Source organism: Undibacter mobilis (genome assembly GCF_003367195.1).
Classification (GTDB): Bacteria; Pseudomonadota; Alphaproteobacteria; order Rhizobiales; family Xanthobacteraceae; genus Pseudolabrys; species Pseudolabrys mobilis.
The window spans coordinates 1,548,429-1,570,560 of the sequence record NZ_QRGO01000001.1 but is presented as its reverse complement, the minus strand read 5'-3'; the positions used below and the strand labels follow the sequence as shown (position 1 = coordinate 1,570,560).

Genomic DNA, 22,132 nt, shown 5'->3' with positions numbered 1-22,132 from the left:
ACAGACTCATATCCGCCATCCCGAGGCAGCCTCCGCGCGAGCGGAGATCACCTGAACGGAAGGACGGATTGAATTTGGCTCAGCTCACCTCTTTGCCGCACCTTCCTCCCATACCACCAGGCAACCTGCGTGCAGGGAACAGAAACCGCGGCGGGTGCTTGTTGACGGCGAAACCTCCCATCGGAGTTTGTGATTGCGGTCACAGCGCTGACACAAGCATGAGCGCTACTAACGCTATCAAGAGAAGGAGTTGAAGCCATGGGGCTTATGGATGTCCTCAACGGAATGCAGAACGGTCCGCGCGGACAGACGCAGCCGGGCAAAGGCGGCATGTCGCCGATCACGATGGCGATCCTCGGCCTCCTTGCTTACAAGGCTTTCAAGGGCATGAGCGGCGGACAGACGGCGCCGTCAACTCCCTCTGCGCCGGCGCCGACACAGCCATCGTCCGGCGGACTTGGCGGTCTTCTGAATGGTGGTGGTCTCGGTGGCATTCTCGCCGGCGGCCTCGGCGGCCTGCTGAGCGGCGGCGCCGCGGGCAGCATTCTCAGCGGTGGCCTCGGCGATCTGGTGAAACAGCTTCAGCAAAACGGTCTCGGCAATGCCGCGAACTCGTGGGTCGGCACCGGTCCGAACGAACCGGTTGATCCTTCAGACCTCGCCAAGGCGCTCGGCGCCGACCAGCTCGATGCCCTCACCCAGCAGACCGGCATGTCGCGCAATGAACTGCTCGACGGGCTGAGCCAGTATCTGCCGCAGGTTGTCGACACCATGACGCCGCAGGGCCGCGTGCCGGACGAACACGAAATTTCGAAACTTCTCTAACCGACGCGCGCTAAGGGGTATTACATCATGGGCATCGTCTGGATCATCCTCATCGGCTTCGTCGCGGGCATGATCGCGCGCTGGATTTCGCCGGGACCGAACGATCCCCGGGGCTTCTTGCTCACGACGGTGCTCGGCATTGCCGGCGCATTCGCGGCGACCTGGATCGGACAGGCAGTCGGCTGGTATCGTCCTGATCAAGGCGCGGGCTTTATCGGCGCAACGGTCGGCGCCATCCTCGTGCTGTTCATCTGGAACAGGCTGGTCGCGTCGCACGTGATTTCCGATCCCGGCAACCGGCCGCTCTGAACTTTCGTTCTTACCAACGTTCGACGACCACCAACCCTGAAGGGGAACACCATGAGTATCTTCGGTAAAATTATGGGTGCTATTTTCGGCACCGGCTCGGCGCAGGCGCAAGCTTCGCCGTCAACGCCGGCGCCGGCTCCGATGGAGCCGGTTGATGTCGCCGCCGTCGTCGACAAGGCGGCCGCGTCCAAGGGCGAAAAGCTCGCCTGGCGCACCTCGATCGTCGACCTGATGAAGGCGCTCGATCTCGATTCGAGCCTCACGGCGCGCAAGGAACTGGCCAAAGAACTGAAATACACCGGCGACATGAACGACTCGGCCAAGATGAATATCTGGCTGCACAAGCAGATCATGGAAAAGCTCGCCGCCAATGGCGGCAAGGTGCCGGCCGACATCAAGGACTGATCGATAGATCGCAGCTTCGAGAACGCCTCCTTCCGGAAACGGGAGGGGGCGTTTTTCTTTTAACGAGCATCCTCCTGCACCATCGCCGCGCCCTTCTCGGCGATCATCATGGTCGGCGAGTTGGTGTTGCCCGAGGTGATCGACGGCATGACCGAAGCATCGATGACGCGCAGGCCGTCAATGCCGATGACGCGCAGGCGCGCATCCACCACGGCGCGCGGATCGTCGTCACGGCCCATCTTCGCCGTGCCGACCGGGTGGAAGATCGTGGTGCCGATATTGCCCGCCGCCTTCGCCAGCGCCGCCTCGTCGTCGCTGCGAACACTCTCGCCGGGCAGATATTCGACCGGCAAATATGTCCTCAGCGACGGCTGCGAAACGATGGCGCGGGTCACGCGGATCGAATCGGCGGCAACACGCCTGTCCTCGTCGGTCGACAGGTAATGCGGCGCAATCGCCGGCGCCTGCGAAGGCTCGGCCGATTTCAGCGTCACGGCGCCGCGCGACGTCGGCCTTAAATTGGCAACGCTGGCGGTGAACGCCGGGAACGGATGCAGCGCGTCGCCGAACTTCTCCAGCGACAGAGGCTGCACGTGATACTGGATGTTGGCGCGGTCCTGCGACGGATCGGATTTGGTGAACGCCCCGAGCTGTGACGGCGCCATGGTCATCGGCCCGCGGCGGCGCAAGACGTAATCGAGCCCCATGCCGAGCTTGCCGTGAAGCGTGGCGTTGATGGCATTGAGCGTCTTGACGCCAGCGACCTTATAGATCGTGCGCAGCTGCAAATGATCCTGCAGGTTTTGCCCAACGCCGGGCTTGTCGAGACGGACGTCGATACCGTGGCCGCCGAGATGGGCCGCCGGGCCGATGCCCGACAGCATCAGCAGATGCGGCGAACCGATGGCGCCGGCAGCGAGGATGACTTCGCCGCGACACTTCACATCGCGCAATACGCCGTTCTGCCGGAAGCGAATGCCGCCGGCGCGCTTTCCATCGAACAAAATCGATTCCGCCTGACAGCTGGTTTCGAGCTTCAGGTTCGGCCGCTTGAGCGCCGGCTTCAAAAAGCCGCGGGCCGCCGACCAGCGCCGGCCCCTGCGCTGGTTGACATGGAAATATCCGATGCCTTCGTTATCGCCCCTGTTGAAATCGATGCTCTCGGGGATGCCATATTCGATCGCGGCACGCCGGAACGCCTCCAATATCTCCCACGACAAACGCTGTTGTTCGACTCTCCACTCTCCTCCCTGCGCGTGTTGCTCGCCAACAAGGAAATGATCGACATGCTTGCGGAAATACGGCCGCACGTCGTCCCACGACCAGCCAGGCAGCCCGAGCTGGCGCCACTGGTCGTAATCAGTGGCCTGGCCGAGCATGTAGATCATGCCGTTGATGGCCGAACAGCCGCCGATCACCTTGCCGCGGGGATAGTTGAGCGCGCGGCCGTTCAGACCCGGCTCGGCCTCGGTCTTGAACATCCAGTCGGCACGCGGATTGCCGATGGCAAAAAGATAGCCCACCGGAATGTGAAACCAGATCCAGTTGTCCTTGCCGCCGGCTTCCAGGATCAGCACGCGCTTGGTCGGATCGGCCGACAGACGGTTGGCAAGCACGCAGCCGGCCGAACCCGCACCGACGATGATATAGTCGAAGTCGCCTTCAACAGGCACAACAGTAACCATTGACGTTCCCTCTCGCGGCAAGTGTGCGTGAGCGCCGAACCGGTGACAAGCGGCCATAAACTTGCTAGGTATGGCCTGTCCGTGGCGCATTGCGCATGCCGTCACGCGAAAACCGGAACGGCGGTTCCGGCGACGGGTCGACAGTTATCACCGATTTGACGCCACCCGGCGCGCATTCCGCGCGCGAGGAGTACCGCCATGCTGAAGACTTTTTCCACCATCCTGGCCTTTCTCGCTTTTGCCGCCACGGCCTCGCCGCCGGCGCAAGCGCAGGACACGCTCACCGTCTTCGCCGCCGCCTCCATGAAGAACGCGCTCGACGACGCCAACGCCGCGTTCACCAAGGCGACCGGGGTCAAGGTGACCGCGAGCTACGCCGCCTCCTCCGCGCTCGCCAAGCAGATGGAAAATGGCGCGCCGGCCGATGTGTTCATCTCGGCCGATCTCAAGTGGATGGACTATGTCAACGAGAAGAAGCTGATCAAGGCCGACAGCCGCTATAACCTTCTCGGCAATAAACTGGTGCTGATCGCCGGCAAGGACTCCAAGATCGGCAATGTGAAGATCGAGCAGGGCTTCGACATCGCCAAGCTCGTCGGCGACGGCCGCATCGCGGTCGCCGACGTCAAGGCCGTGCCCGCCGGGCTCTACGCCAAGGCGGCGCTGGAGAAACTGGGTGCGTGGGCCGCGGCCGAGCCGAAGCTCGCGATGGCCGAGAATGTGCGGGCCACGCTCGCTTTCGTCGCCCGCGGCGAAACGCCGATCGGCATCGTCTACGAGACCGACGCCAAGGTCGAACCGAATGTCAAAATCGTCGCCACTTTCCCCGACGGCTCCTATCCGCCGATAACTTATCCCGTGGCAGCGACGACGAACGCCAAGGCCGATACCGTCAAGTACCTCAGCTTCCTGCGCGGCAATGAAGCCAAGGCGATCTTCGGGAAATACGGCTTCAGCGTTCTCGCCACAGCCAAAGCCAGTTAACTTGGTAGCCAAGAATTCCTGATGCTCTCTCTCTCTCCCGAAGAATGGACCGCCGTTGCTCTCTCCATGAGGGTCGCGGCGGTGGCCACCGCGGCATCCTTGCCGTTCGGCATCGCCATGGCGTGGCTCCTGGCGCGCAAGAATTTCCCCGGCAAGACGCTGCTCAATGCCGTCATCTATCTGCCGCTGGTGCTGCCGCCGGTCGTGACCGGATATCTGCTGCTTATTGCCTTCGGCCGTCGCGGCATTTTCGGCGCCTGGTTGGAGAGCATCGGCATCGTGTTCTCGTTCCGCTGGACCGGCGCGGCCCTGGCCTGCGCGGTGATGTCGTTTCCGCTGCTGGTCGGCGCCATCCGCCTGTCCATCGAGGCCGTCGACCGCAAACTGGAAGACGCCGCCGCGACTCTCGGCGCCAACCGGCTCTGGACCCTCGTCACGGTGACATTGCCGCTGGCGTTGCCCGGCATCATCGCCGGTGCTGTCCTGGCCTTCGCCCGCGCTCTCGGTGAATTCGGCGCCACCATCACCTTCGTCTCCAACATCCCGGGTGAGACGCAGACCATCTCGGCGGCGATCTACACGCTGACCCAGGTGCCCGGCGGCGATGCGCAGGCGCTCAAACTCGTCGTCATTGCGGTGGCAATCTCGCTGCTGGCGCTGATCATGTCGGAATGGTTCGGACGCAGGGCCGGCGCCCGCGTGCATGGCGTCTGACATGATCTCGGTCGACATCGACAAGCAACTCGGCGACTTCGCCCTCAGCGTCACCTTCCAGGGCGACGGCGGCGTTACCGCGCTGTTCGGCCCTTCGGGGTCGGGCAAGACCTCAGTCGTCGGCATGATCGCCGGCCTGATCAAGCCCGACCGCGGCCGCATCGTCGTGGACGGCGAGACTGTGTTCGACAGCGCGCGCGGCATCCATGTGCCGGCGCACCGCCGCCGCATCGGCACTGTGTTCCAGGACGGCCGGCTGTTTCCGCATTTGTCGGTGGCGCGCAACCTCGATTACGGCCGCTGGATGACAGGCCTGCCACGCGACGAAGCACAGTACCGGCACGTGACCGAACTGCTCGACATCGCGCCACTCGTCGACCGGCGCCCCGGCGCGCTGTCAGGCGGCGAGCGTCAGCGCGTCGCCCTTGGCCGCGCGCTGCTGATGAAGCCGCGTCTGATGCTGCTCGACGAGCCACTGGCTTCGCTCGATGCCGGGCGCAAAAACGAAATCCTGCCCTACTTGGTCCGCCTGCGCGACGACACGAAGCTGCCGATGATCTATGTCAGCCACGACGCGGGTGAAGTGAAGCTGCTCGCGAGCCGCGTCGTGCTGCTCGATGGCGGCCGCGTGGTGAACAGTGGCGGCGTGGAGTTGCTTCGATCCGCCTCATCCTGAGGAGCGTACGAAGTGCGCGTCTCGAAGGATGGGGCGGCCCATAGTTCGAGACGCGCCGCTGAAGCGGCGCTCCTCACTATGAGGCCGATTTGGCGTTCGCCTTAGCAGCGACGGCAGCATTGCTGCTATAGTCACGGGCATGTTCCCACCCTCCCGCATCGTTTGCCTCACCGAAGAAACCGTCGAGACGCTCTATCTGCTCGGCGAGGACGCGCGCATTGTCGGCGTGTCCGGCTATGCGGTGCGTCCGCCGCAGGTGCGCAAGGAAAAGCCCCGCGTCGCCGCCTTCATCTCGGCCGACGTGCCGAAGATCCTGGCGCTCGAACCCGATCTCGTCCTGACATTCTCCGATCTGCAGGCCGACATCGTCGCCGAACTGATCCGCAACAATGTCGCGGTTCACGCCTTCAACCAGCGCGACCTCGCCGGCATCTTCGACATGATCCGTACCCTGGGTGCGCTCACCGGCCAGCCGGCCAAGGCCGAGACGCTGGCGCGCAGGCTGGAGACACGGCTGCACCAGGTGCGGACGCAATCTGCAAAATTGCCCCGCCGTCCACGCGTCTATTTCGAGGAATGGGACGAGCCGATGATCTCCGGACTCGGCTGGGTGTCCGAACTGGTCGAGGCCGCGGGCGGCATCGACATTTTCCCCGACCTGTCGAAGCGCAAGAATGCCAAGGATCGCATCGTCGCACCGGAGGCGGTGATCGCGGCAAAGCCGGACATCATCATCGGCTCGTGGTGCGGCAAGAAGTTCGCACCGGCGAAGGTCGTGGCCCGCCCCGGCTTCGACAACGTGCCGGCCGTCGCCACCGGCTGGCTGCGCGAGGTCAAATCGACCGTGATCCTGCAGCCCGGCCCGGCCGCGCTGACCGACGGCCTCGATGCGCTCGCGGCGATCATGGCGGAATGGGCCTCGCAAGGGCCAGAAAAGGCCAATTGACGGGCTTTTGGCCGATGGATTTGGCCCGCCCTGCCGTGCTAAGACGTTTGCCAAGCACAATCAGGATACCTGCGATGCACACGACCGCCAACCGCTCCGCCCTGCTCGCCGATCTGGCGCTGATCGCCTTCCTCGTCGCTTTTGACGTGCTGGCGCGGCTCCTGCCGCATGCCTGGGGCTTCATGCCGATCGCGGCGAGCGCGCTGTTCGCGGGCCGGATGCTGCGCAATCCGGTACTGGCGCCGATCGTGCCGCTCGCCGCCATGGCGGTGTCGGGGCTGGCCTTGTCGGGCGACGACTGGCGCATCTCACTCATCACCTACGCCGCACTCACCCTGCCTGCATTTGCCGGCATGGCGACGCGCAACTGGCGCGGCATTGTCGGCACAGCAGGCACCATGGTGGCCTGTTCGGTCGCGTTCTTCGTGCTGTCGAACTTCGCCGTCTGGGCGTTCAGCGGCATGTACAGCCACACTCTGGCCGGCCTGACGCAGTGCTACGTGCTGGCGTTGCCCTTCTTCCAGAACAGCCTCGCCGGCGATCTGTTCTGGACCGCAGTGCTGTTCGGCGGCGCCTACATGATCCAGCGCACGCCGCTGCTGTCGCGCCTGAACGGCTGATCAGCCAAACAGCTTTTTCCGCACCTTGCCGTAAAGCGCCTTGGCGCCGCCGCTCACCGTGGCGGCCGCCTCCGGCTCGTCGAGCCGCAGCCCCACATTCGTCACCTTGCCGCCTTCGACCTTCTGCGCCAGCAAAGCGATGGTGCCGAGCGCGACGATGTCACCCGCTCTCGCCGGGCGGCCAAGCTGCTCGGTGAAAAAGTCGGCGAGGCTGATCTCGGCATGGTCGGCCGCGACCTGCAGCCCGTAGATATCAGCGAGCGCGCCAAGCGTGGCACTGCCGGATACGACGAAATCGCCAAGCGCTTCCGCCGCCGGCACGCGCGGCGCCGGGCTTTCCATGAAGAAGCGGTCGAGGGCCTGCGCTTTTTCCGGCGGCGCCAGCAGATAGACGTAGTCGCCCTGGCGCACGGGTGCGGCTTCCGGCGGCGTCAGGATCTCCTCGTCGCGGATGACCAAAGTCGGCCGCGCCCAGTTCGGGATCAGCCCGCGCTTGAGAAACGGGCTTTTGGGCGACACCGGATAGCCCACCAACTCGCGCGTCAGCTGCCCGGGCAAGTCAAGCTCGACACGCTGCGGCGCCGGATCCGCGCGCGAAAATGACATGTCGAGCCGCCGCGCCGACATCGCCACGGTCCAGCCCTGGATCAGGAGCGAGAACAGCACCACGACGAAGGCGACATCGAAATACATCGTCGCACCCGGCAGTTTGACCAGCAGCGGGATCGAGGCCAGGAAGATCGCCACCGCGCCGCGCAGGCCGACCCACGAGATGAAGAGCTTTTCGCGCCACTGGAATTTGAACGGCCACAGGCAGAGAAACACCGCCACCGGCCGCGCGACCAGCATCAGGGTCAGCGCCACCACGACGGCGCCGACGAGATTGTCGGCAAGCCGCGCAGGCCAGACCAGAAGACCGAGCAGCACGAACATCACGATCTGCATCAACCAGGTGATGGCATCGAGGAAGACGACGACCGAGTTGTGAGCGCGGATCTGACGGTTGCCGACCACGAGGCCGGCCAGGTAAACCGCGAGAAAGCCGGACGCGTGGACGGCGTTGCCGAAGCCGAACACGACCAGCGCGCTGACGGCAACGAAGGGCGCGTGCAGGCCCTGCGCCAGCGTCACGCGATTGAGCACCCAGGCGATGATACGACCCCCGCCATAACCGATGGCCATGCCGAGCGCGGCATCGCGGAACAGGCTGAAAATCGCCTGCGACCAGCTCTGGCCGCCGACCGACAGCACTTCGACGAGCAGCAGCGCCAGGAAGATGGCAAAGGGATCGTTGGTGCCCGACTCGACCTCGAGCGTGGCGCGCACGCGGGGCCGCAGTCGCAGGCCGCCGGCGCTGAGCAGGAAGAAAACGGCCGCCGCGTCGGTCGAGGCGACCACGGCGCCGAGCAGCAGCGCTTCGATCCAGCCGATGCCGAGGGCGAACTTGGCGACCGGCGTGGTCAGCAACGCCGTCACCAGCACCCCGACGGTGGCCAGCATCATCGACGGCGCCAGCACGCTGCGGATACTGGCGAAGCGGGTGCGCAGGCCGCCGTCGAACAGGATCAGCGCCAGCGCGATCGAGCCCACGGTATAGGCAATACCGACGTCGTCGAAACGGAGGCCACCCGGCCCGCCCTCGCCCGCCAGCATGCCGACGGCCAAGAACACGAGCAGCAAGGGCGCGCCGAAGCGCATCGCCAGCAGGCTCGACAGAATACCCGCCAGGATCAGCAGGCTGCCAAGCAGGATCGCAATGCTGACCGTATCGAGCGCTGCCATCTGACCGCAAGGTTCTCCGGACTTGAGCGAGCGGCGATCCGGCGGCGCTTCGGCCGCAAATCACCTGACCTCAGGGAAACATATTCGCTTGCGGAAGATAAACGCCAATCGTTGCAAGAATTCGTGAATTTCAGGTCGCCGGCTGCGGTACCAGGTCGATCATGGCCCGGGCGATCTCGTGTTCACCCATAATGACCGACGTGGCGCCGTGCTTGCGGAGGTATTCGACCTCTTCCTCGGAATGCGCGCGCGCCATGATCGGCAAACCCGGTTTGATGATACGGGCCTGGGCGATGACCTGCCCGCCCTCGAAGGCGTTCGGCACGGCCACGAGGAGACAGCGCGCCTCCGCCAGATTGCAGGCTTCCAGCACCTCCTTGGCGGCGGCGTTGCCGACGATGACCTCGCGCCCTTCCTGGCGCAGGCGCTCGACGATATCGACGTTCTCTTCCACGACCAGCAGCGGAGCCGCCCTGTCGCCGGCGTTCAGAATGAAGTACCGGCCGACCCGGCCGCAGCCGACCAGCACGACGTGACCGGCGAGCTTCGTCGCCGGCAAGGGTTCGCGCGCCGGCTCGACCGGCTCGGGCTCGGCCTGGGCGGCATCGGCCGACGGCGCCGGCACCGCCTTACGCGCCAGCCACCAGTCGAGCGCGGCAAAGCACATCGGGTTGAGCAGGATCGACAGGATCGCGCCGGCGAGAATGAGGGCGCGGCCTTCCTCCGGCAGCAGACCGAGCGAGACGCCGAGGCCGGCGAGGATGAAGGAGAATTCGCCGATCTGCGCCAGGCTCGCCGAAATCGTCACCGCCGTGTTGGTCGAGTATTTGAACAACCGCACGATGGCGAAAGAGGCGAATGATTTGCCGATCATGATGATGAGCACGGTGGCGAGCACCGGCAGCGGCTGCGTCACCAGGATCATCGGGTCGAACAGCATGCCGACCGAGACGAAGAACAGCACGGCGAAGGCATCGCGCAACGGCAGGGTTTCCTGCGCGGCACGCTGGCTGAGCTCCGACTCCGCCATCATCATGCCGGCGAAGAAAGCGCCGAGCGCAAAGGACACGTCGAACAACGTCGCCGCGGCGAAGGCACAGCCCAGCGCAATCGCGAGCACCGAGAGACGGAACAGCTCGCGCGAGCCGGTGTGGGCGATGTAGTGCAGGATCCACGGGATGACGCGGCGACCAATCAGCAGCATCACGACCAGGAAGGCCACGACCTTCGCGATCGTCAGACCGATCGGCATCAGCAGCGATGCCAGGTCGGGGCCGCTCTGCAGCCCGCCCTTGAGCACGGGCGCGAGCGCCGGCAGCATCACCAGCGCTATCACCGTGGCGAGATCCTCGACGATCAGCCAGCCGACCGCGATGCGTCCGCGCTCGGTTTCGACGAGACGGCGCTCCTGCAACGCGCGCAGCAGCACCACCGTCGAGGCGACCGACAGCGCAAAGCCGAACACCAGCCCGGCGGCGATATTCCAGCCCATGGCCGCGGCGAGCCCCATGCCGAGCAGGGTCGCCACCGTGATCTGCGCCACCGCGCCGGGCACGGCGATGGCCCTGACCGACAACAGATCCTTGAGCGAGAAATGCAGGCCGACGCCGAACATCAGCAGGATGACGCCGATTTCGGCGAGCTGGTTGGCGAGGCCGATATCCGCCACAAAACCCGGCGTCGCCGGACCGATCACCACACCGGCCAGCAAATAACCGACCAAAGGCGAGATCCGCAGGCGCTGTGCCAGAGCCCCCAGCGCAAACGCGACCACAAGGCCCAGGACGAGTGTCGAGATCAGCGGCATGTGGTGATGCATCGGCGTGTCCTTGTTGGCGAATCCACCAAGCGCGCCAATGGTCGCGCGTCAACCCGGCGCGCAATTTGTCGCTGCCACCGAACGGCTACCGGACCAGATAGGGCAGCCAGATGGCAACTTTGGGGAAGGCCGCAACAAGAAGTATCGCCGCCATCAGAATCGTCAGCACCGGCAGGACATGTCTGAAGATGTCGAACACCGGGACGCCGTCCTCGCCGGCGGCCCGCGCGGTGAAGACGAGGAGGCCGAAGGGCGGCACCAGCGGCGCGCCCTCCAGAACCAGGACGCCGATCACAGCCAGAGCCAGCGGATCGATGCCTAATGTCGAGGCAGCGGGGACAAACAGCGCCGCGGTGAGCGCGACCGCCGACAGCGCATCGAGGACCGTCACCAGCACCAGCCATATCGCCACCATCACGGCGAGCGCCCCCGCCGCTCCGAGGCTGCCGAGCGCCGCCTGAATAGCGGCGCCCGCTCCGGTAACAGCAAGGGCCTGGCCATAGAGGAGCGCGGCGAAGATGAGCAGCAGGATTGGTGCGGATGCCCGCCCCACGACCAGAATCGCCTCGACGATGGCGCCGGCCCGCATGCCTTTGCCGATCGCCATGATGAGAGCGAGCCCAACGCCGAGACTGGCTGTCTCGGCGACACTGAGGAGCCGCAAACCAACGCAGAGCAGAACGGTGACCACGACCAGCAGAATGCCAATCAAGCTCGCCACCGCCCGCGGCGGCGGCGCGTCCGTTGGCAAATCCTTGCGCGAATTCTCGCGGGATCCCGGCGCCGGAGCGGCGACCAGCACCGAGACGACGAAGCCGGCCAAGGCAAGCATGGCCGGTATCAGCATGGCGAGAAAGATGGCGCCGACCGGCTGACGCGTGAGAATGCCCCAGGTCACCATCAACACGCTCGGCGGCAACAACATACCCAGCGCGGAGGCGCCAGCGAGCATGCCGAGCGATGCAGCGCGATCGGCGGCGCGGCGGCGCAGTTCACCATAGGTGATATGGGAATAGCCGGCCGTACCAGCGGCTGAGCCACCGGCCACAAAAGCATGAAGGGCATTCCCGGCCACAGCGGCCAGCGCCGCACCACTTGGCACCCGGTGCAACGCGCAAGTCGCGGCCCGAAAAACGTCGGTCACGGCGCCGGATCGCGCGATGAATTCGCCCATCAGCATGAAGAGGGGAATGGCGATGATGGCATCGACCCGTAGCCCATCGTAGGCGGTCGCTACGATGAGGCGAGACACCACCTGCCAGTCGCCGGTTGCTGCATAGATTGCGGCCATGCTGACAAGGCCGAGCGCTGTAGCGACCTGGACGCCGAAAGCGATCAGCATCACCAGGACAACGAGCATCACGGTGGCCACGCCTGCTCCGATCACGCTGTCGCCCGCCAGCAAGCCAGCTTCATGGCTCCAGCCTCCGTAGATCGGCAAGCTCGCTATCGAGCGTCGGCTCGGCGCCGGTCAGATCGAGGATTGCAAGAAGTCCGTAGTTGACGCAAGCCAGCGCTGCGCCGGCGACGATGGCGAAACGGGCGATCCAGGCCGCAACGCCGGCGCTGCCGCCGAATGCCGCGAGCGCGGGCGGCCAATTGGCGGCGGCAATCGCGGCGAACAACATCGCGCCGAGCGCATAGCCCACCGCGAGTGCGATGCGGCGCGCCGGCCACGGCATCAGGCCAAGCAAGAAATCGGTGCGCTGCATCGACCGGCAACGTACCGCGTAACCAGCCTGCAGAAACACGATCATGACGATGACGTTGCCGACGATATCTTTGACACCGCCCATCGGACGGCCGGCGACAGCGCGGCTCACGACGTCGGCGAGCAGCACGATGGCCACTGCAAAGGTCAGGGCTGCCGCTACGACCATCGTGAAACGCGACAGCCGGTCGGCGATAGCGACCGGCTGCCAAGATCCTGCATGGTGTGGCGACAAGCGCCGCGGCATCAGAACGCGACCTTGTCGCCGCCCTTGAGCGACAGGATTTCCCGCGCATCGTCGGGCGTCGCAATTTCGAGGCCGAGGCCTTCGAGAATCTGCCGCACCTTCTTGACCTGCTGTGCGTTGGATTCGGCGAGCTTGCCGGGGCCGATCCACAGCGAGTCCTCAAGGCCGACGCGGACATTGCCGCCCATCGACGCCGCCATCGCCGCGATGCGCATCTGCGATGCGCCGGCGCCGAGAACGGACCAGTGGTATTGGTCACCGAACAAACGGTCGGCCGTGCGCTTCATCATGATGACGTCTTCAGGATGGGTTCCGATGCCGCCGAGAATGCCGAACACCGACTGGATGAACAGCGGCGCCTTGATGACGCCGCGATCAAGGAAGTGCTTCAGTGTATAAAGATGACTGATGTCGTAGCACTCGACTTCGAAGCGCGTGTTATTCTCGGCGCAGGTCGTCAGGATCATCTCGATGTCGGCGAGCGTGTTCTTGAACATGCCCTTGCGGGTGCCTTCGAGATAGGGCTCTTCCCAATCATATTTGAACTTGCCCTTGAAGCGCTCGATCATGGGATAGAGACCGAAGTTCATCGTACCCATGTTGAGCGATGCGACTTCCGGCTTGAACGTCGCCGCCGGGCGCAAGCGTTCTTCGACGGTCATGGTGGGAGCGCCGCCGGTGGTCAGGTTCAGCACGACGTCCGAGCGCTGCTTGATAACCTTGAGGAACGGAGAAAAAAGTTCGGGCGACTGATCCGGACGGCCATCCTGCGGGTTTCGTGCATGCAGGTGGACAACCGCGGCGCCGGCCTCGGCCGCGCCAATGGCCGCGTCCGCGATTTCCTGCGCGGTAACCGGGAGATGGGGCGACATTGAAGGCGTGTGAATGCCACCGGTAACGGCGCAGGTAATGATGACTTTGCGCGACTTCGCCATGAGGTATCCGTCCTTGGGGTAGTTGCTGTGTGTTTTGATCGTTGGACTTGAGCGGCAATCCTAGATTATCTGCCGGGCGCACGTCACCTCGCATGACGCATGGCCTTTCGCCACAAAAAACTGGATGCAGCCATGCCGGCCACCTCACCGCCATCCGGAGTTTCGCCAGGCGGAAAACCGTCGGCCGCAATTATAGGCATCCTGTGCGGCGTCGGCGCGGCGCTGGCCTGGGCCGCCGGGTTCGCAGTGGCGAAACACGGCATCTCGATCGGCTTTTCGCCGGCCGATCTTGCGGCTCACCGCTATATCTGGACCGGACTTCTGCTTCTTCCCGTGGTCATGCGGGACGGGATCGCCGATCTCGGCGGCATCGGCTGGCGGCGCGGTTTCATTCTGGCGGTGCTGTCCGGTCCGACCCAGGCGCTCCTCGCCTACACCGGTTTCATCCTCGTTCCGTTCGGCCACGGCACCACGATCCAGCCGGCGACGGCCACGCTGGCCGGCATCGTACTCGCCGCTCTGCTGCTCAGGGAGCGCTTGTCCGCGGCCCGGATCGTCGGCGCCATCACCATCACCATTGGGCTTGTTGTGTTCGGCGTCGAATCGCTCGCCACCATCGGCACGCATGGCATCGGCGGCGATTTGCTGTTTGCGACAGCCGGCGCCTTCTGGGCGCTGTTCGGCATCCTGTTACGGCAGTGGCAGGTGTCCGGAATCCGCGTCGTCGCCGCGGTCGGCCTGATGTCCGTGCTGATTTACGGCCCCGTCTATTTTCTGTTCGTCGGCACCGAGAACATGCTGCGTTTCGGCTGGGGCGAAAACCTGCTGCAGATCGTCGTGCAGGGGCTCGTTGCCGGCGTGCTGCCGATCTTCCTGTTTGCGCGGTCGGTGGCGCTGCTCGGCGCGGGGCGCGCCTCGACATTTCCGGCGCTGGTACCGGGCTTTTCGCTGATCCTGGGCTTTCTCGCACTGGGCATCGTACCGAGCATCCCGCAGCTGATCGGCCTTGCCATCGTCCTCGTCGGTTTCCGCTTCGCCATGCGCTGAGGCCATTTTGCATCGGGTAGATGTGCATAACCGGGCCCGCGGCGCCGCGGTTCAAAGCGCAATTTGATAGGAATTGCAGTGATAAAGGCCCTGCCGACCAGCGCGCAGGGAACCGGAGTGCAGAAACATGGACAACGTCCAGGGCGTCGTCGCCAATCTGAGCGGCACGCTGCATAACCTCGTCGCCGAACTGTCCTCGTTCTGGCTGCTCGTTCAATTCGGCATACTCCTGGTGGCCGGCTTCGCCGGCGCACTGGCGGGCGCCACGATCCGCCGCCGCGTCGACCTCGACAAGCTCGGTGCCAGCTGGCCACCGCTCATCAAGCTGCTCGCCAAAGCGCTCCTCGATTGTATCGGCACCATCCTCTTTATCGCGATTGCATTCATCGCCCGCGAGGCGATGCTGTCGATGACATGGCCCAGCCGCTCCTACCTGGTCGGCGTTGCCGTCAGTCTTGCGACCGCGTGGGTCGTCATCGCGCTGGTCACCTCACTCATCCGCAACCAGTTCATCCATCGCGTGGTGTCGATTGCGGCTTGGACCTTCGCTGCGCTCGACATCGTCGGGCTGCGTTCGGCGGTGCGCGCCGAGCTTGACGCCTATGCCGTGATGTTCGGCGGCCTCCGCATATCGGCGCTGCTGGTGATCAAGGGCACAGTGCTCCTGCTGATCGCATTGTGGATTGCCAATGCGCTGAGCGACTTCATGGATCGGCGTATCAAATCGGAGAAAGATCTGACACCATCCGTCCAGGTGCTGATCAGCAAGATGATCCGCATCCTGCTGATCGCCTTCGCGATTATCACCGTGTTGTCGAGCGTCGGCATCGATCTGTCGGCGCTCGCCTTCTTCTCCGGCGCGATCGGCGTCGGCCTCGGCTTCGGCCTGCAGAAGATCGTGTCGAACTTCGTCAGCGGCATCATCCTGCTCGCCGACAAATCCATCAAACCGGGCGACGTTATCTCGGTCGGCGAGCATTTCGGCCGCGTCGGGATCATGGGCGCGCGCTATACCTCGGTCGACACCCGCGACGGCCGCGAATATCTCATCCCGAACGAGGACTTCATTACCCAGCGCGTCGCCAACTGGAGCTACTCGAGCGACCTTGTCCGCCTGTCGGTCAAGTTTAATACGACCTACGACAGCGATCCTCGCAAGGCGCAGGCTGCTGCGGTCGAAGCGGCGCAACGCGTCGATCGCGTGGTGCAGAAGCCGACGCCGCAATGCATGCTCACGGCGTTCGGTTCAACCTCGATCGAATACGAAATGTGGTTCTGGATACGCGATCCGGCCGCCGGCATCATCAATGTGCGGAGCGACGTGCTGCTCGCGCTGTGGGACACGCTGGCGCATCAAGGCGTGACCATACCGAAGCCAGGGCCGGCACGGGTGATCTACGAACTCGCGCGCGAAGACGAACCCGATCCGCCGAAGGATCAGGACGACACAGCGGCGCCGAAATCGCCGTTTCCGGGATAAAGCGCGTTACGCCGCTTTCTTCTTCGACAGGAAATCGCCCATGCGGTCGAGCGCCTTGAGGATGTTCTCGGTCGAGTTGGCGTAAGACAAGCGCACATAGCCTTCGCCGAGAATGCCGAAGTCCGGCCCACCGATGATGGCAACGCCGGCATCTTCCAGCAGCGACGAAGCCAGCGCCTTGGCCTTCCATCCGGTCGCCTTGATGTTCGGGAAGGCATAGAACGCGCCCTTCGGCGTCCGGCACGATACGCCGGGCAACTTGTTCAGCCCTTCGACCACGACTTTGCGGCGGCGATCGAACTCGGCGATCATCTTCGTCACTTCGTCCTGCGGGCCGGTGAGCGCGGCCAAGCCGGCATACTGCGCCGAGGCATTGACGCAGGAGTGCAGGTTCACGGCGAGCTTGCGCGCATAGTCGTAGAGTTTTCCGGGGAAGATCGCGTAGCCGAGACGCCAGCCGGTCATGGCATAGGTCTTCGACCAGCCATTCAGCAGAATCAAGCGATCGCGGATTTCCGGATAGGACAGCAGACAAACATGCTGCTCCCCGTCATAGGTCATGTGGTCGTAGATCTCGTCGGACATGATGGCGACATCAGGCCAGTTGGCGAGGCCGGCGACCAGCTTGTCGACTTCGACCTTGGGTGTGACGCCGCCGGTCGGATTGGCCGGTGAGTTGACGATGATGAGCCGCGTTTTCGGCGTGATCAGCTTGAGCGTCTCTTCCGCTGAGAAGGCAAAGCCGTTCTCCTCGCGGATCGGCACCGGGACAGGCGTCGCGCCGGTGAACTCGATCATCGAGCGATAGATCGGGAAGCCGGGATCGGGATACATGATCTCGGCGCCAGGTTCGCCGAACATCAGGATCGACATGAACATGGTCGGCTTGCCGCCGGGCATGATCATGACGCTGTCGGGCGAGACGTCCACCTTGAATCGCTTGTGCAAGTCGGCGGCGACGGCTTCCCGCAGCGGCGGAATTCCGTTCGCAGCCGTGTAGCCGTGATGGCCGTCGCGCAGCGCTTTGACCGCCGCCTCGACGATAAAATCCGGGGTGCGGAAGTCGGGCTGGCCGATGCCGAGGTTGATGATATCCCGGCCCTGGGCAATCAGCGCATTGGCACGCGCGAGCACCGCGAAGGCGTTTTCCTCACCAATGCGGTCGAACGCCGCAATCGTCTTGAACATCGTGTAAGTCTCCCGGACTGCAGCAAATTTTCGCGGCAGTTCACATGAACTGCCGAGCAAAAGCAAACCCCACAGCCGAGCAGCGCATTAACACTCATTAGTTGTATTATTATAGTTTAATATAATAGATTGTAGTCGAACAGACAGAACGTCGATGGTTTCGGATGACGTAAAGTTCGTTGTGCTGTACGATAGTTTGCAACCTAGACGATAGATGCCCTTCTCACAGCGATGGCCCGTGAAATCCGGAGCGCACGGCTGCCCATGAAACTGGCGAAATTTGATCACTCGCGGGGCGCCTTGGCCTTCAACACGCCGTGCGGCGCGCTCGCGGGCGCCTTCCAGATACTGCAGGTCAATCATGGGGCGTAAGGTCAAACGCCGACAAAGCACCGCCGACGCCCAGCGCAACGACAATGCGACCGAACTGATCAACACGTTGATACGCGATGGCGCCGACACCAGCCGTCTGCTTGAGCTTTACTACTGGACCCGCGAGCCGGGCATTGTCGAAATGATCCGCGCTTATCTCGATATGCCGGAGCGCGCCCAACGCAACCTCAGCACGTTCCTGCTCAATGGAAAGCCGCAGTCTGTCTCAAGCTCCTTCGATCAGCAGGGCCGCCTGGTGCTCGGGCGAATAGTTTCGGAGCAGGCTGCCAGCCCGTCGGGCCAAAGACACCGCCAGGTTTAAGGCGCTGCAACCGCAGCTCCACCGGACGTCTTGGGCGTGCGCCGCGGTTCTGTTATGCGCGGCATTCATCAAACCATCAATGAATGCCATTGTCCTTTCTGCCCTGATCGTGGCACCGTCCCGCGCATTCGCTCGGGATCGAAACCACCATGCCGAACGCCGCCGACAAACGCCGGATTTTCAAAGAGCTCCACCAGTCCGGCTGCTTCGTCATTCCCAATCCCTGGAATGTCGGCAGCGCGCTCTATCTGCAAAGCCTCGGCTTTCCGGCGCTGGCGAGCACGAGTTCGGGCCACGCCTATTCGCTCGGTTATCCGGACGACGGACAATTGGGCCGCGATGTGGTGCTTGCCCACTACGCCGAACTCGCGGCGGCAACCACTATCCCGTTGAATGCCGATTTCGAGAATGGCTATGCGCACGAGCCCGACGCGCTCGCCGATAATGTGCGGCTCTGCATCGACACCGGCGTCGCCGGACTGTCGATCGAGGATTTTACCGGCGACGAAAGCGCGCCGCTCTATGACTTCGACAAGGCGGTGGCGCGCGTGCGCGCAGCGCGGCAGGCCATCGACAAATCCGGCAGCAACGTTCTGCTGACGGGACGCGCCGAAGGCTTCCTGCACGGCCGTCTGGATCTCGACGATGCCATCCGCCGCCTCACCGCTTTTGCCGACGCCGGCGCCGACTGCGTTTACGTCCCCGGCATCAAGACCCGCGAACAGATCGAAGCGGTCGTGAAAGCCGTGGCGCCGAAGCCAGTCAACCTGCTGATGTCGTCGCCCAGCGGCTTCACCGTCGCCGATGTCGCCGGAATGGGCGTGCGCCGCATCAGCGTCGGCGGCGCGCTCGCCCGCGTCGCGATGGACGCCTTCATCAAGGCCGCGACTTTGATTGCCGACGAGGGCAAGTTCGACCGTCTGGGTGGTATAATATCCGGTACCGAACTGGACGCATTTTTCGCTCGAAATGCCCCATCGGAACAGTAGGCCGCCATGCCTGATTTCGACCTGCAATGGGAACCGCTCCCGGAAACCGGACAGCCGGTCGGTCTCAAGGTCGATGCAACACCGGCGCAGCGCCCCGGCCCGGTGACGCTCGAGGGCCGCTTTGGCCGCATCGAGAAGCTGCAGGATCACCACACAGAGAACCTGTGGTCGGCATTCGAGGGACACCCGGACATCTGGACCTATATCAGCACCGATGGCCCCTTCACCGATCCCGAAATCTTCGCCGAATTCATCACCAAGCGCGCCGGCCTCACCGATCCCTATGCCTACGCCATCCTCGACGATAACGGCCGCGCCGTCGGCTACTTCACGCTGATGGAGATCAGGCCGGAGATGCGCACAATCGAAGTCGGCCACGTCCTTTATTCGCCGGCGCTCAAGCGCACGAAGATCGGTACCGAAGCCCAATACCTGCTGGCGCGCTATGCCTTCGAGACACTGGGCTATCGCCGCTATGAATGGAAATGCAATGCGCTGAACGCCGCCTCGCGCCGCGCAGCCTTGCGCTACGGCTTCACCTACGAAGGCACGTTCCGTCAGCACATCATCGCCAAGGGTCGGAACCGCGACAACGCCTGGTTCTCCATGCTCGATAGCGAATGGCCCGCGCGCAAGACGGCGTTCGAGCGTTGGTTGGCGCCGGACAATTTCGACGCGGCCGGCAAACAGAGAATATCCTTGAGCGAACTGAACGGCTTTGCCGGATGAGCATGTCGAAATCTTCGGAGACGGCCGGGCTGCTGCAGCATCAGGCCTTTGTCTTTCTCTGGTTCGCGCGGCTGTTCGCGACCATCGGCTATCAAGCGCTCGCGGTCGTTATCGGCTGGTCGATCTATGCCATTACCGGCAGCGCCTTCGATCTCGGCTATGTTGGGCTGCTGCAGTTCATTCCTGCGGTCGTGCTTACATTGCTGATCGGCCATGTCGCCGACCGCTATGACCGCCGGGTGATCGTGCGCTTAGCGCAGTCGGTTTACGCCCTTTGCGCCATTGTCATGACTGTCGCCATGCTGACCGGCTGGCTGTCGCGCGAATTGCTGTTCGTTCTCGTCTTCGCCATCGGCTGTGCCCGAGCCTTTGAACTGCCCACCAACCAGTCGCTGGTCGCGGCGACCGTGCCGGTAAAGCTGATGCCGCGCGCCGTCGCAGCGTGGACGACAGCCAATCAGACCGCGGTGATCTGCGGCCCCGCGCTCGGCGGCTTCATCTACGCCTTCGAGCCGCGTGCGGTGAGTGCGATGTGCGCTCTCTTTTTTGCGGCCGCCATCATTTGTGTCAGCCTCATGCGCGTCACGCGCCATACGCCAAGCCGCGAGCCGCCGACCTTGCGGTCGGCACTGGCCGGCTTCGATTTCGTGCGCAGCCGCAGCCGGCTGCTCGGTGTCATCTCACTCGATCTGTTCGTGGTGCTGCTCGGCGGCGCAACCGCGCTGCTACCGATCTTTGCCAAGGACATTCTCGCGGCCGGCCCGATTGGCCTTGGCCTGTTGCGCTCGGCGCCCGCAATCGGCGCCCTGCTGACCGCGCTGGTGCTGTCGCGCTTCCCGGTCGAACGCCACATCGGCCGCAAGATGTTCATCTCGGTCGCGGTGTTCGGCGCCGCCACCGTTGTGTTCGCGCTCTCCTCGTCGCTGCCGCTGTCGATCGGCGCGCTCGCCGTGCTGGGCGCGGCGGATGCGGTCAGCGTCGTCATCCGCTTCACCCTGGTGCAGGTCGAGACGCCGGACGAGATGCGCGGCAGGGTCGCGGCCATCAACTACCTTTTTGTCGGCTCGTCGAATACGCTGGGTGAGTTCGAGTCCGGCGTCCTTGCCGGCTGGTTCGGCGCCGTGCCCTCGGTACTGATCGGCGGCGGCGGCTCATTGATCGTCGCCGGTTTGTGGATGATGCTGTTTCCGGACCTGCGGCACCTCGACCGGTTTCAGCCGGTCGAGAGCCGAAAAGAACAGAACGCCGCAAAGGCGTAACGATAGAGAACAAAAGTCGAAGAAGGGGAAATGCCTATGCATGTTGTGGTGACCGGCGCGGCCGGCATGATCGGACGCAAGCTGACCGCCCGCCTGGTCAAGGACGGCGGTCTGAACGGCAAGCCGATCGATAAATTCACCCTGACCGATGTGGTGGCGGCGGAAAAGCCGGCCGGGTTCGGCGGCAAGGTCGACATCGTCACCGGCGACATGGCGGCGCCCGGCGCCGCCGAGAAACTGATCGCCGAACGGCCCGATGTGATTTTTCATCTTGCCGGCGTCGTCTCGGGCGAGGCCGAGATCGACTTCGACAAGGGCTATCACGTCAATCTCGATGGCACCCGGGCGCTGCTCGAAGCGATCCGCCACGCCGAAGGCTATCATCCGAAGTTCATCTTCACGTCGTCGATCGCAGTCTACGGCGCGCCGTTTCCTCACGCGATCCCGGATGATTTCCATCTGACGCCGCTCACCTCCTACGGCACCCAGAAGGCGATCAGCGAACTGCTGCTGGCCGACTATAATCGTCGGGGTTTCCTCGACGGAGTCGGCATTCGCCTGCCGACCATTTGCGTCCGGCCCGGCAAGCCGAACAAGGCGGCCTCCGGCTTCTTCTCCGGTATCATCCGCGAGCCGCTGGCAGGCCATGAGGCCATCCTGCCCGTCGCAGATACGGTGCGGCACACTCATGCCTCACCGCGTGCCGCCGTCGGCTTCCTGCTGCATGCGGCGACGCTGACCCGCGAGCAGCTTGGGCCGCGCATCAACCTCGCCATGCCGGGCGTGTGCTGCACGGTCGCCGAACAGATCGACTCGCTGACACGGATCGCCGGGCCGCAGGTCGCGGCCCGCATCAAGCGGCAGCCCGACGAACTGATCATGCGCATCGTCTCGGGATGGTCCGAGCGCATTGACGCCAGACGCGCCGCGGAACTCGGCTTCAAGGCGGAGAAGAACTTCGACGAGATCGTCAAGGCCCATATCGAGGACGAACTGGGCGGTAAGATTGCGTGATCGTTCCGCCGGGCATCGCGTCAAATCCGCCTCATCCTGAGGGACCCCCAAAAACGGGGCATCGCGAAGGATGG

22 protein-coding genes are annotated in these 22,132 nt (G+C 64.0%); 15 read left to right on the top strand and 7 right to left on the bottom strand.

Annotated elements, in window-relative coordinates; all coding sequences use genetic code 11:
• The first annotated feature begins 258 nt into the window (after positions 1–258).
• The 3 genes from DXH78_RS07410 to DXH78_RS07400 are packed head-to-tail and all read left to right on the top strand — an operon-like array spanning position 259 to position 1,539.
• Positions 259–825 carry a YidB family protein gene (locus DXH78_RS07410; RefSeq protein WP_115516441.1) on the top strand — a complete coding sequence of 189 codons (567 nt, stop codon included), beginning with the start codon at positions 259–261 and terminating at the stop codon, positions 823–825.
• Between the two features lie 27 nt (positions 826–852).
• Positions 853–1,134, top strand: a complete 282-nt coding sequence (locus tag DXH78_RS07405) for a GlsB/YeaQ/YmgE family stress response membrane protein (RefSeq protein WP_115516440.1) — start codon at positions 853–855, stop codon at positions 1,132–1,134.
• A 51-nt stretch (positions 1,135–1,185) separates the two neighbouring features.
• Complete coding sequence (locus tag DXH78_RS07400) at positions 1,186–1,539, top strand: DUF3597 domain-containing protein (RefSeq protein WP_115516439.1); 354 nt, start codon at positions 1,186–1,188, stop codon at positions 1,537–1,539.
• 59 nt (positions 1,540–1,598) lie between these two features.
• Here DXH78_RS07400 and DXH78_RS07395 read toward each other — a convergent pair whose 3' ends face one another.
• Positions 1,599–3,224, bottom strand: coding sequence for a GMC family oxidoreductase (locus tag DXH78_RS07395; protein WP_115516438.1), 1,626 nt, complete (start codon positions 3,222–3,224; stop codon positions 1,599–1,601).
• Between the two features lie 198 nt (positions 3,225–3,422).
• On the opposite strand from DXH78_RS07395, the gene modA reads away from it, so the two are divergent.
• From modA to DXH78_RS07370, 5 genes are all read left to right on the top strand, one after another.
• Complete coding sequence (modA, locus tag DXH78_RS07390; protein ID WP_115516437.1) at positions 3,423–4,208, top strand: molybdate ABC transporter substrate-binding protein; 786 nt, start codon at positions 3,423–3,425, stop codon at positions 4,206–4,208.
• Positions 4,209–4,229: 21 nt separating this feature from the next.
• On the top strand, positions 4,230–4,922 hold the full coding sequence (modB, locus tag DXH78_RS07385) for a molybdate ABC transporter permease subunit (RefSeq protein ID WP_115516436.1): 693 nt from the start codon (positions 4,230–4,232) through the stop codon (positions 4,920–4,922).
• Between the two features lies 1 nt (position 4,923).
• A complete protein-coding gene (gene modC / locus DXH78_RS07380) occupies positions 4,924–5,598 on the top strand; it encodes a molybdenum ABC transporter ATP-binding protein (RefSeq protein WP_115517782.1) in 675 nt (224 codons plus the stop codon).
• A gap of 139 nt (positions 5,599–5,737) precedes the next feature.
• On the top strand, positions 5,738–6,544 hold the full coding sequence (locus tag DXH78_RS07375; protein ID WP_115516435.1) for a cobalamin-binding protein: 807 nt from the start codon (positions 5,738–5,740) through the stop codon (positions 6,542–6,544).
• A 74-nt stretch (positions 6,545–6,618) separates the two neighbouring features.
• A complete protein-coding gene (locus DXH78_RS07370; RefSeq protein ID WP_115516434.1) occupies positions 6,619–7,164 on the top strand; it encodes a DUF6580 family putative transport protein in 546 nt (181 codons plus the stop codon).
• Here DXH78_RS07370 and DXH78_RS07365 read toward each other — a convergent pair whose 3' ends face one another.
• The 5 genes from DXH78_RS07365 to kce all read right to left on the bottom strand — a co-directional run bounded on the left by DXH78_RS07365 (position 7,165) and on the right by kce (position 13,658).
• Positions 7,165–8,946 (bottom strand): potassium/proton antiporter, encoded by a 1,782-nt coding sequence (locus DXH78_RS07365; RefSeq protein WP_115516433.1) that lies wholly within the window; start codon positions 8,944–8,946, stop codon positions 7,165–7,167.
• A gap of 130 nt (positions 8,947–9,076) precedes the next feature.
• Positions 9,077–10,765, bottom strand: coding sequence for a YbaL family putative K(+) efflux transporter (gene ybaL, locus DXH78_RS07360; RefSeq protein WP_115516432.1), 1,689 nt, complete (start codon positions 10,763–10,765; stop codon positions 9,077–9,079).
• 85 nt (positions 10,766–10,850) lie between these two features.
• Positions 10,851–12,206: a TRAP transporter large permease subunit gene (locus tag DXH78_RS07355; RefSeq protein WP_147292583.1), complete on the bottom strand. Its 1,356-nt coding sequence runs from the start codon at positions 12,204–12,206 to the stop codon at positions 10,851–10,853.
• Positions 12,178–12,723, bottom strand: coding sequence for a TRAP transporter small permease subunit (locus DXH78_RS07350; RefSeq protein ID WP_115516430.1), 546 nt, complete (start codon positions 12,721–12,723; stop codon positions 12,178–12,180). The genes DXH78_RS07355 and DXH78_RS07350 overlap by 29 nt, the downstream gene beginning before the upstream one ends.
• Positions 12,723–13,658, bottom strand: coding sequence for a 3,5-dioxohexanoate:acetyl-CoA acetone transferase (gene kce / locus DXH78_RS07345; RefSeq protein WP_115516429.1), 936 nt, complete (start codon positions 13,656–13,658; stop codon positions 12,723–12,725). The genes DXH78_RS07350 and kce overlap by 1 nt, the downstream gene beginning before the upstream one ends.
• A 132-nt stretch (positions 13,659–13,790) precedes the next feature.
• On the opposite strand from kce, the gene DXH78_RS07340 reads away from it, so the two are divergent.
• The gene (locus DXH78_RS07340) at positions 13,791–14,705 is read left to right on the top strand and encodes a DMT family transporter (protein WP_168192729.1); all 915 of its coding nucleotides are present in this window, start codon (positions 13,791–13,793) and stop codon (positions 14,703–14,705) included.
• A gap of 127 nt (positions 14,706–14,832) precedes the next feature.
• The gene (locus DXH78_RS07335; protein WP_115516427.1) at positions 14,833–16,185 is read left to right on the top strand and encodes a mechanosensitive ion channel family protein; all 1,353 of its coding nucleotides are present in this window, start codon (positions 14,833–14,835) and stop codon (positions 16,183–16,185) included.
• A 6-nt stretch (positions 16,186–16,191) separates the two neighbouring features.
• Here the strand turns inward: DXH78_RS07335 and DXH78_RS07330 are convergent, their stop codons facing one another.
• The gene (locus tag DXH78_RS07330; RefSeq protein WP_115516426.1) at positions 16,192–17,373 is read right to left on the bottom strand and encodes a pyridoxal phosphate-dependent aminotransferase; all 1,182 of its coding nucleotides are present in this window, start codon (positions 17,371–17,373) and stop codon (positions 16,192–16,194) included.
• A gap of 361 nt (positions 17,374–17,734) precedes the next feature.
• Here DXH78_RS07330 and DXH78_RS07325 point away from each other — a divergent pair, with 361 nt between their 5' ends.
• From DXH78_RS07325 to denD, 5 genes are all read left to right on the top strand, one after another.
• Positions 17,735–18,067, top strand: a complete 333-nt coding sequence (locus DXH78_RS07325; protein ID WP_115516425.1) for a hypothetical protein — start codon at positions 17,735–17,737, stop codon at positions 18,065–18,067.
• Between the two features lie 149 nt (positions 18,068–18,216).
• Positions 18,217–19,056, top strand: a complete 840-nt coding sequence (locus DXH78_RS07320; RefSeq protein ID WP_115516424.1) for an isocitrate lyase/PEP mutase family protein — start codon at positions 18,217–18,219, stop codon at positions 19,054–19,056.
• Between the two features lie 6 nt (positions 19,057–19,062).
• Entirely contained in the window at positions 19,063–19,785 is a 723-nt protein-coding gene (locus DXH78_RS07315) for a GNAT family N-acetyltransferase (RefSeq protein ID WP_115516423.1), read from the top strand.
• A gap of 2 nt (positions 19,786–19,787) precedes the next feature.
• Complete coding sequence (locus DXH78_RS07310; RefSeq protein ID WP_115517781.1) at positions 19,788–21,044, top strand: MFS transporter; 1,257 nt, start codon at positions 19,788–19,790, stop codon at positions 21,042–21,044.
• Between the two features lie 36 nt (positions 21,045–21,080).
• Positions 21,081–22,058: a D-erythronate dehydrogenase gene (denD, locus tag DXH78_RS07305; RefSeq protein WP_115516422.1), complete on the top strand. Its 978-nt coding sequence runs from the start codon at positions 21,081–21,083 to the stop codon at positions 22,056–22,058.
• Positions 22,059–22,132: the final 74 nt, after the last annotated feature.

What these genes read in the sequence shown, in the direction of transcription:
- DXH78_RS07410 (WP_115516441.1), top strand. Translation starts at nt 259, where the DNA reads ATGGGGCTTATGGATGTCCTCAACGGAATGCAGAACGGTCCGCGCGGA.
- DXH78_RS07405 (WP_115516440.1), top strand. Translation starts at nt 853, where the DNA reads ATGGGCATCGTCTGGATCATCCTCATCGGCTTCGTCGCGGGCATGATC.
- DXH78_RS07400 (WP_115516439.1), top strand. Translation starts at nt 1,186, where the DNA reads ATGAGTATCTTCGGTAAAATTATGGGTGCTATTTTCGGCACCGGCTCG.
- DXH78_RS07395 (WP_115516438.1), bottom strand. Translation starts at nt 3,224, where the DNA reads ATGGTTACTGTTGTGCCTGTTGAAGGCGACTTCGACTATATCATCGTC.
- modA (WP_115516437.1), top strand. Translation starts at nt 3,423, where the DNA reads ATGCTGAAGACTTTTTCCACCATCCTGGCCTTTCTCGCTTTTGCCGCC.
- modB (WP_115516436.1), top strand. Translation starts at nt 4,230, where the DNA reads ATGCTCTCTCTCTCTCCCGAAGAATGGACCGCCGTTGCTCTCTCCATG.
- modC (WP_115517782.1), top strand. Translation starts at nt 4,924, where the DNA reads ATGATCTCGGTCGACATCGACAAGCAACTCGGCGACTTCGCCCTCAGC.
- DXH78_RS07375 (WP_115516435.1), top strand. Translation starts at nt 5,738, where the DNA reads ATGTTCCCACCCTCCCGCATCGTTTGCCTCACCGAAGAAACCGTCGAG.
- DXH78_RS07370 (WP_115516434.1), top strand. Translation starts at nt 6,619, where the DNA reads ATGCACACGACCGCCAACCGCTCCGCCCTGCTCGCCGATCTGGCGCTG.
- DXH78_RS07365 (WP_115516433.1), bottom strand. Translation starts at nt 8,946, where the DNA reads ATGGCAGCGCTCGATACGGTCAGCATTGCGATCCTGCTTGGCAGCCTG.
- ybaL (WP_115516432.1), bottom strand. Translation starts at nt 10,765, where the DNA reads ATGCATCACCACATGCCGCTGATCTCGACACTCGTCCTGGGCCTTGTG.
- DXH78_RS07350 (WP_115516430.1), bottom strand. Translation starts at nt 12,723, where the DNA reads ATGCCGCGGCGCTTGTCGCCACACCATGCAGGATCTTGGCAGCCGGTC.
- kce (WP_115516429.1), bottom strand. Translation starts at nt 13,658, where the DNA reads ATGGCGAAGTCGCGCAAAGTCATCATTACCTGCGCCGTTACCGGTGGC.
- DXH78_RS07340 (WP_168192729.1), top strand. Translation starts at nt 13,791, where the DNA reads ATGCCGGCCACCTCACCGCCATCCGGAGTTTCGCCAGGCGGAAAACCG.
- DXH78_RS07335 (WP_115516427.1), top strand. Translation starts at nt 14,833, where the DNA reads ATGGACAACGTCCAGGGCGTCGTCGCCAATCTGAGCGGCACGCTGCAT.
- DXH78_RS07330 (WP_115516426.1), bottom strand. Translation starts at nt 17,373, where the DNA reads ATGTTCAAGACGATTGCGGCGTTCGACCGCATTGGTGAGGAAAACGCC.
- DXH78_RS07325 (WP_115516425.1), top strand. Translation starts at nt 17,735, where the DNA reads ATGGGGCGTAAGGTCAAACGCCGACAAAGCACCGCCGACGCCCAGCGC.
- DXH78_RS07320 (WP_115516424.1), top strand. Translation starts at nt 18,217, where the DNA reads ATGCCGAACGCCGCCGACAAACGCCGGATTTTCAAAGAGCTCCACCAG.
- DXH78_RS07315 (WP_115516423.1), top strand. Translation starts at nt 19,063, where the DNA reads ATGCCTGATTTCGACCTGCAATGGGAACCGCTCCCGGAAACCGGACAG.
- DXH78_RS07310 (WP_115517781.1), top strand. Translation starts at nt 19,788, where the DNA reads ATGTCGAAATCTTCGGAGACGGCCGGGCTGCTGCAGCATCAGGCCTTT.
- denD (WP_115516422.1), top strand. Translation starts at nt 21,081, where the DNA reads ATGCATGTTGTGGTGACCGGCGCGGCCGGCATGATCGGACGCAAGCTG.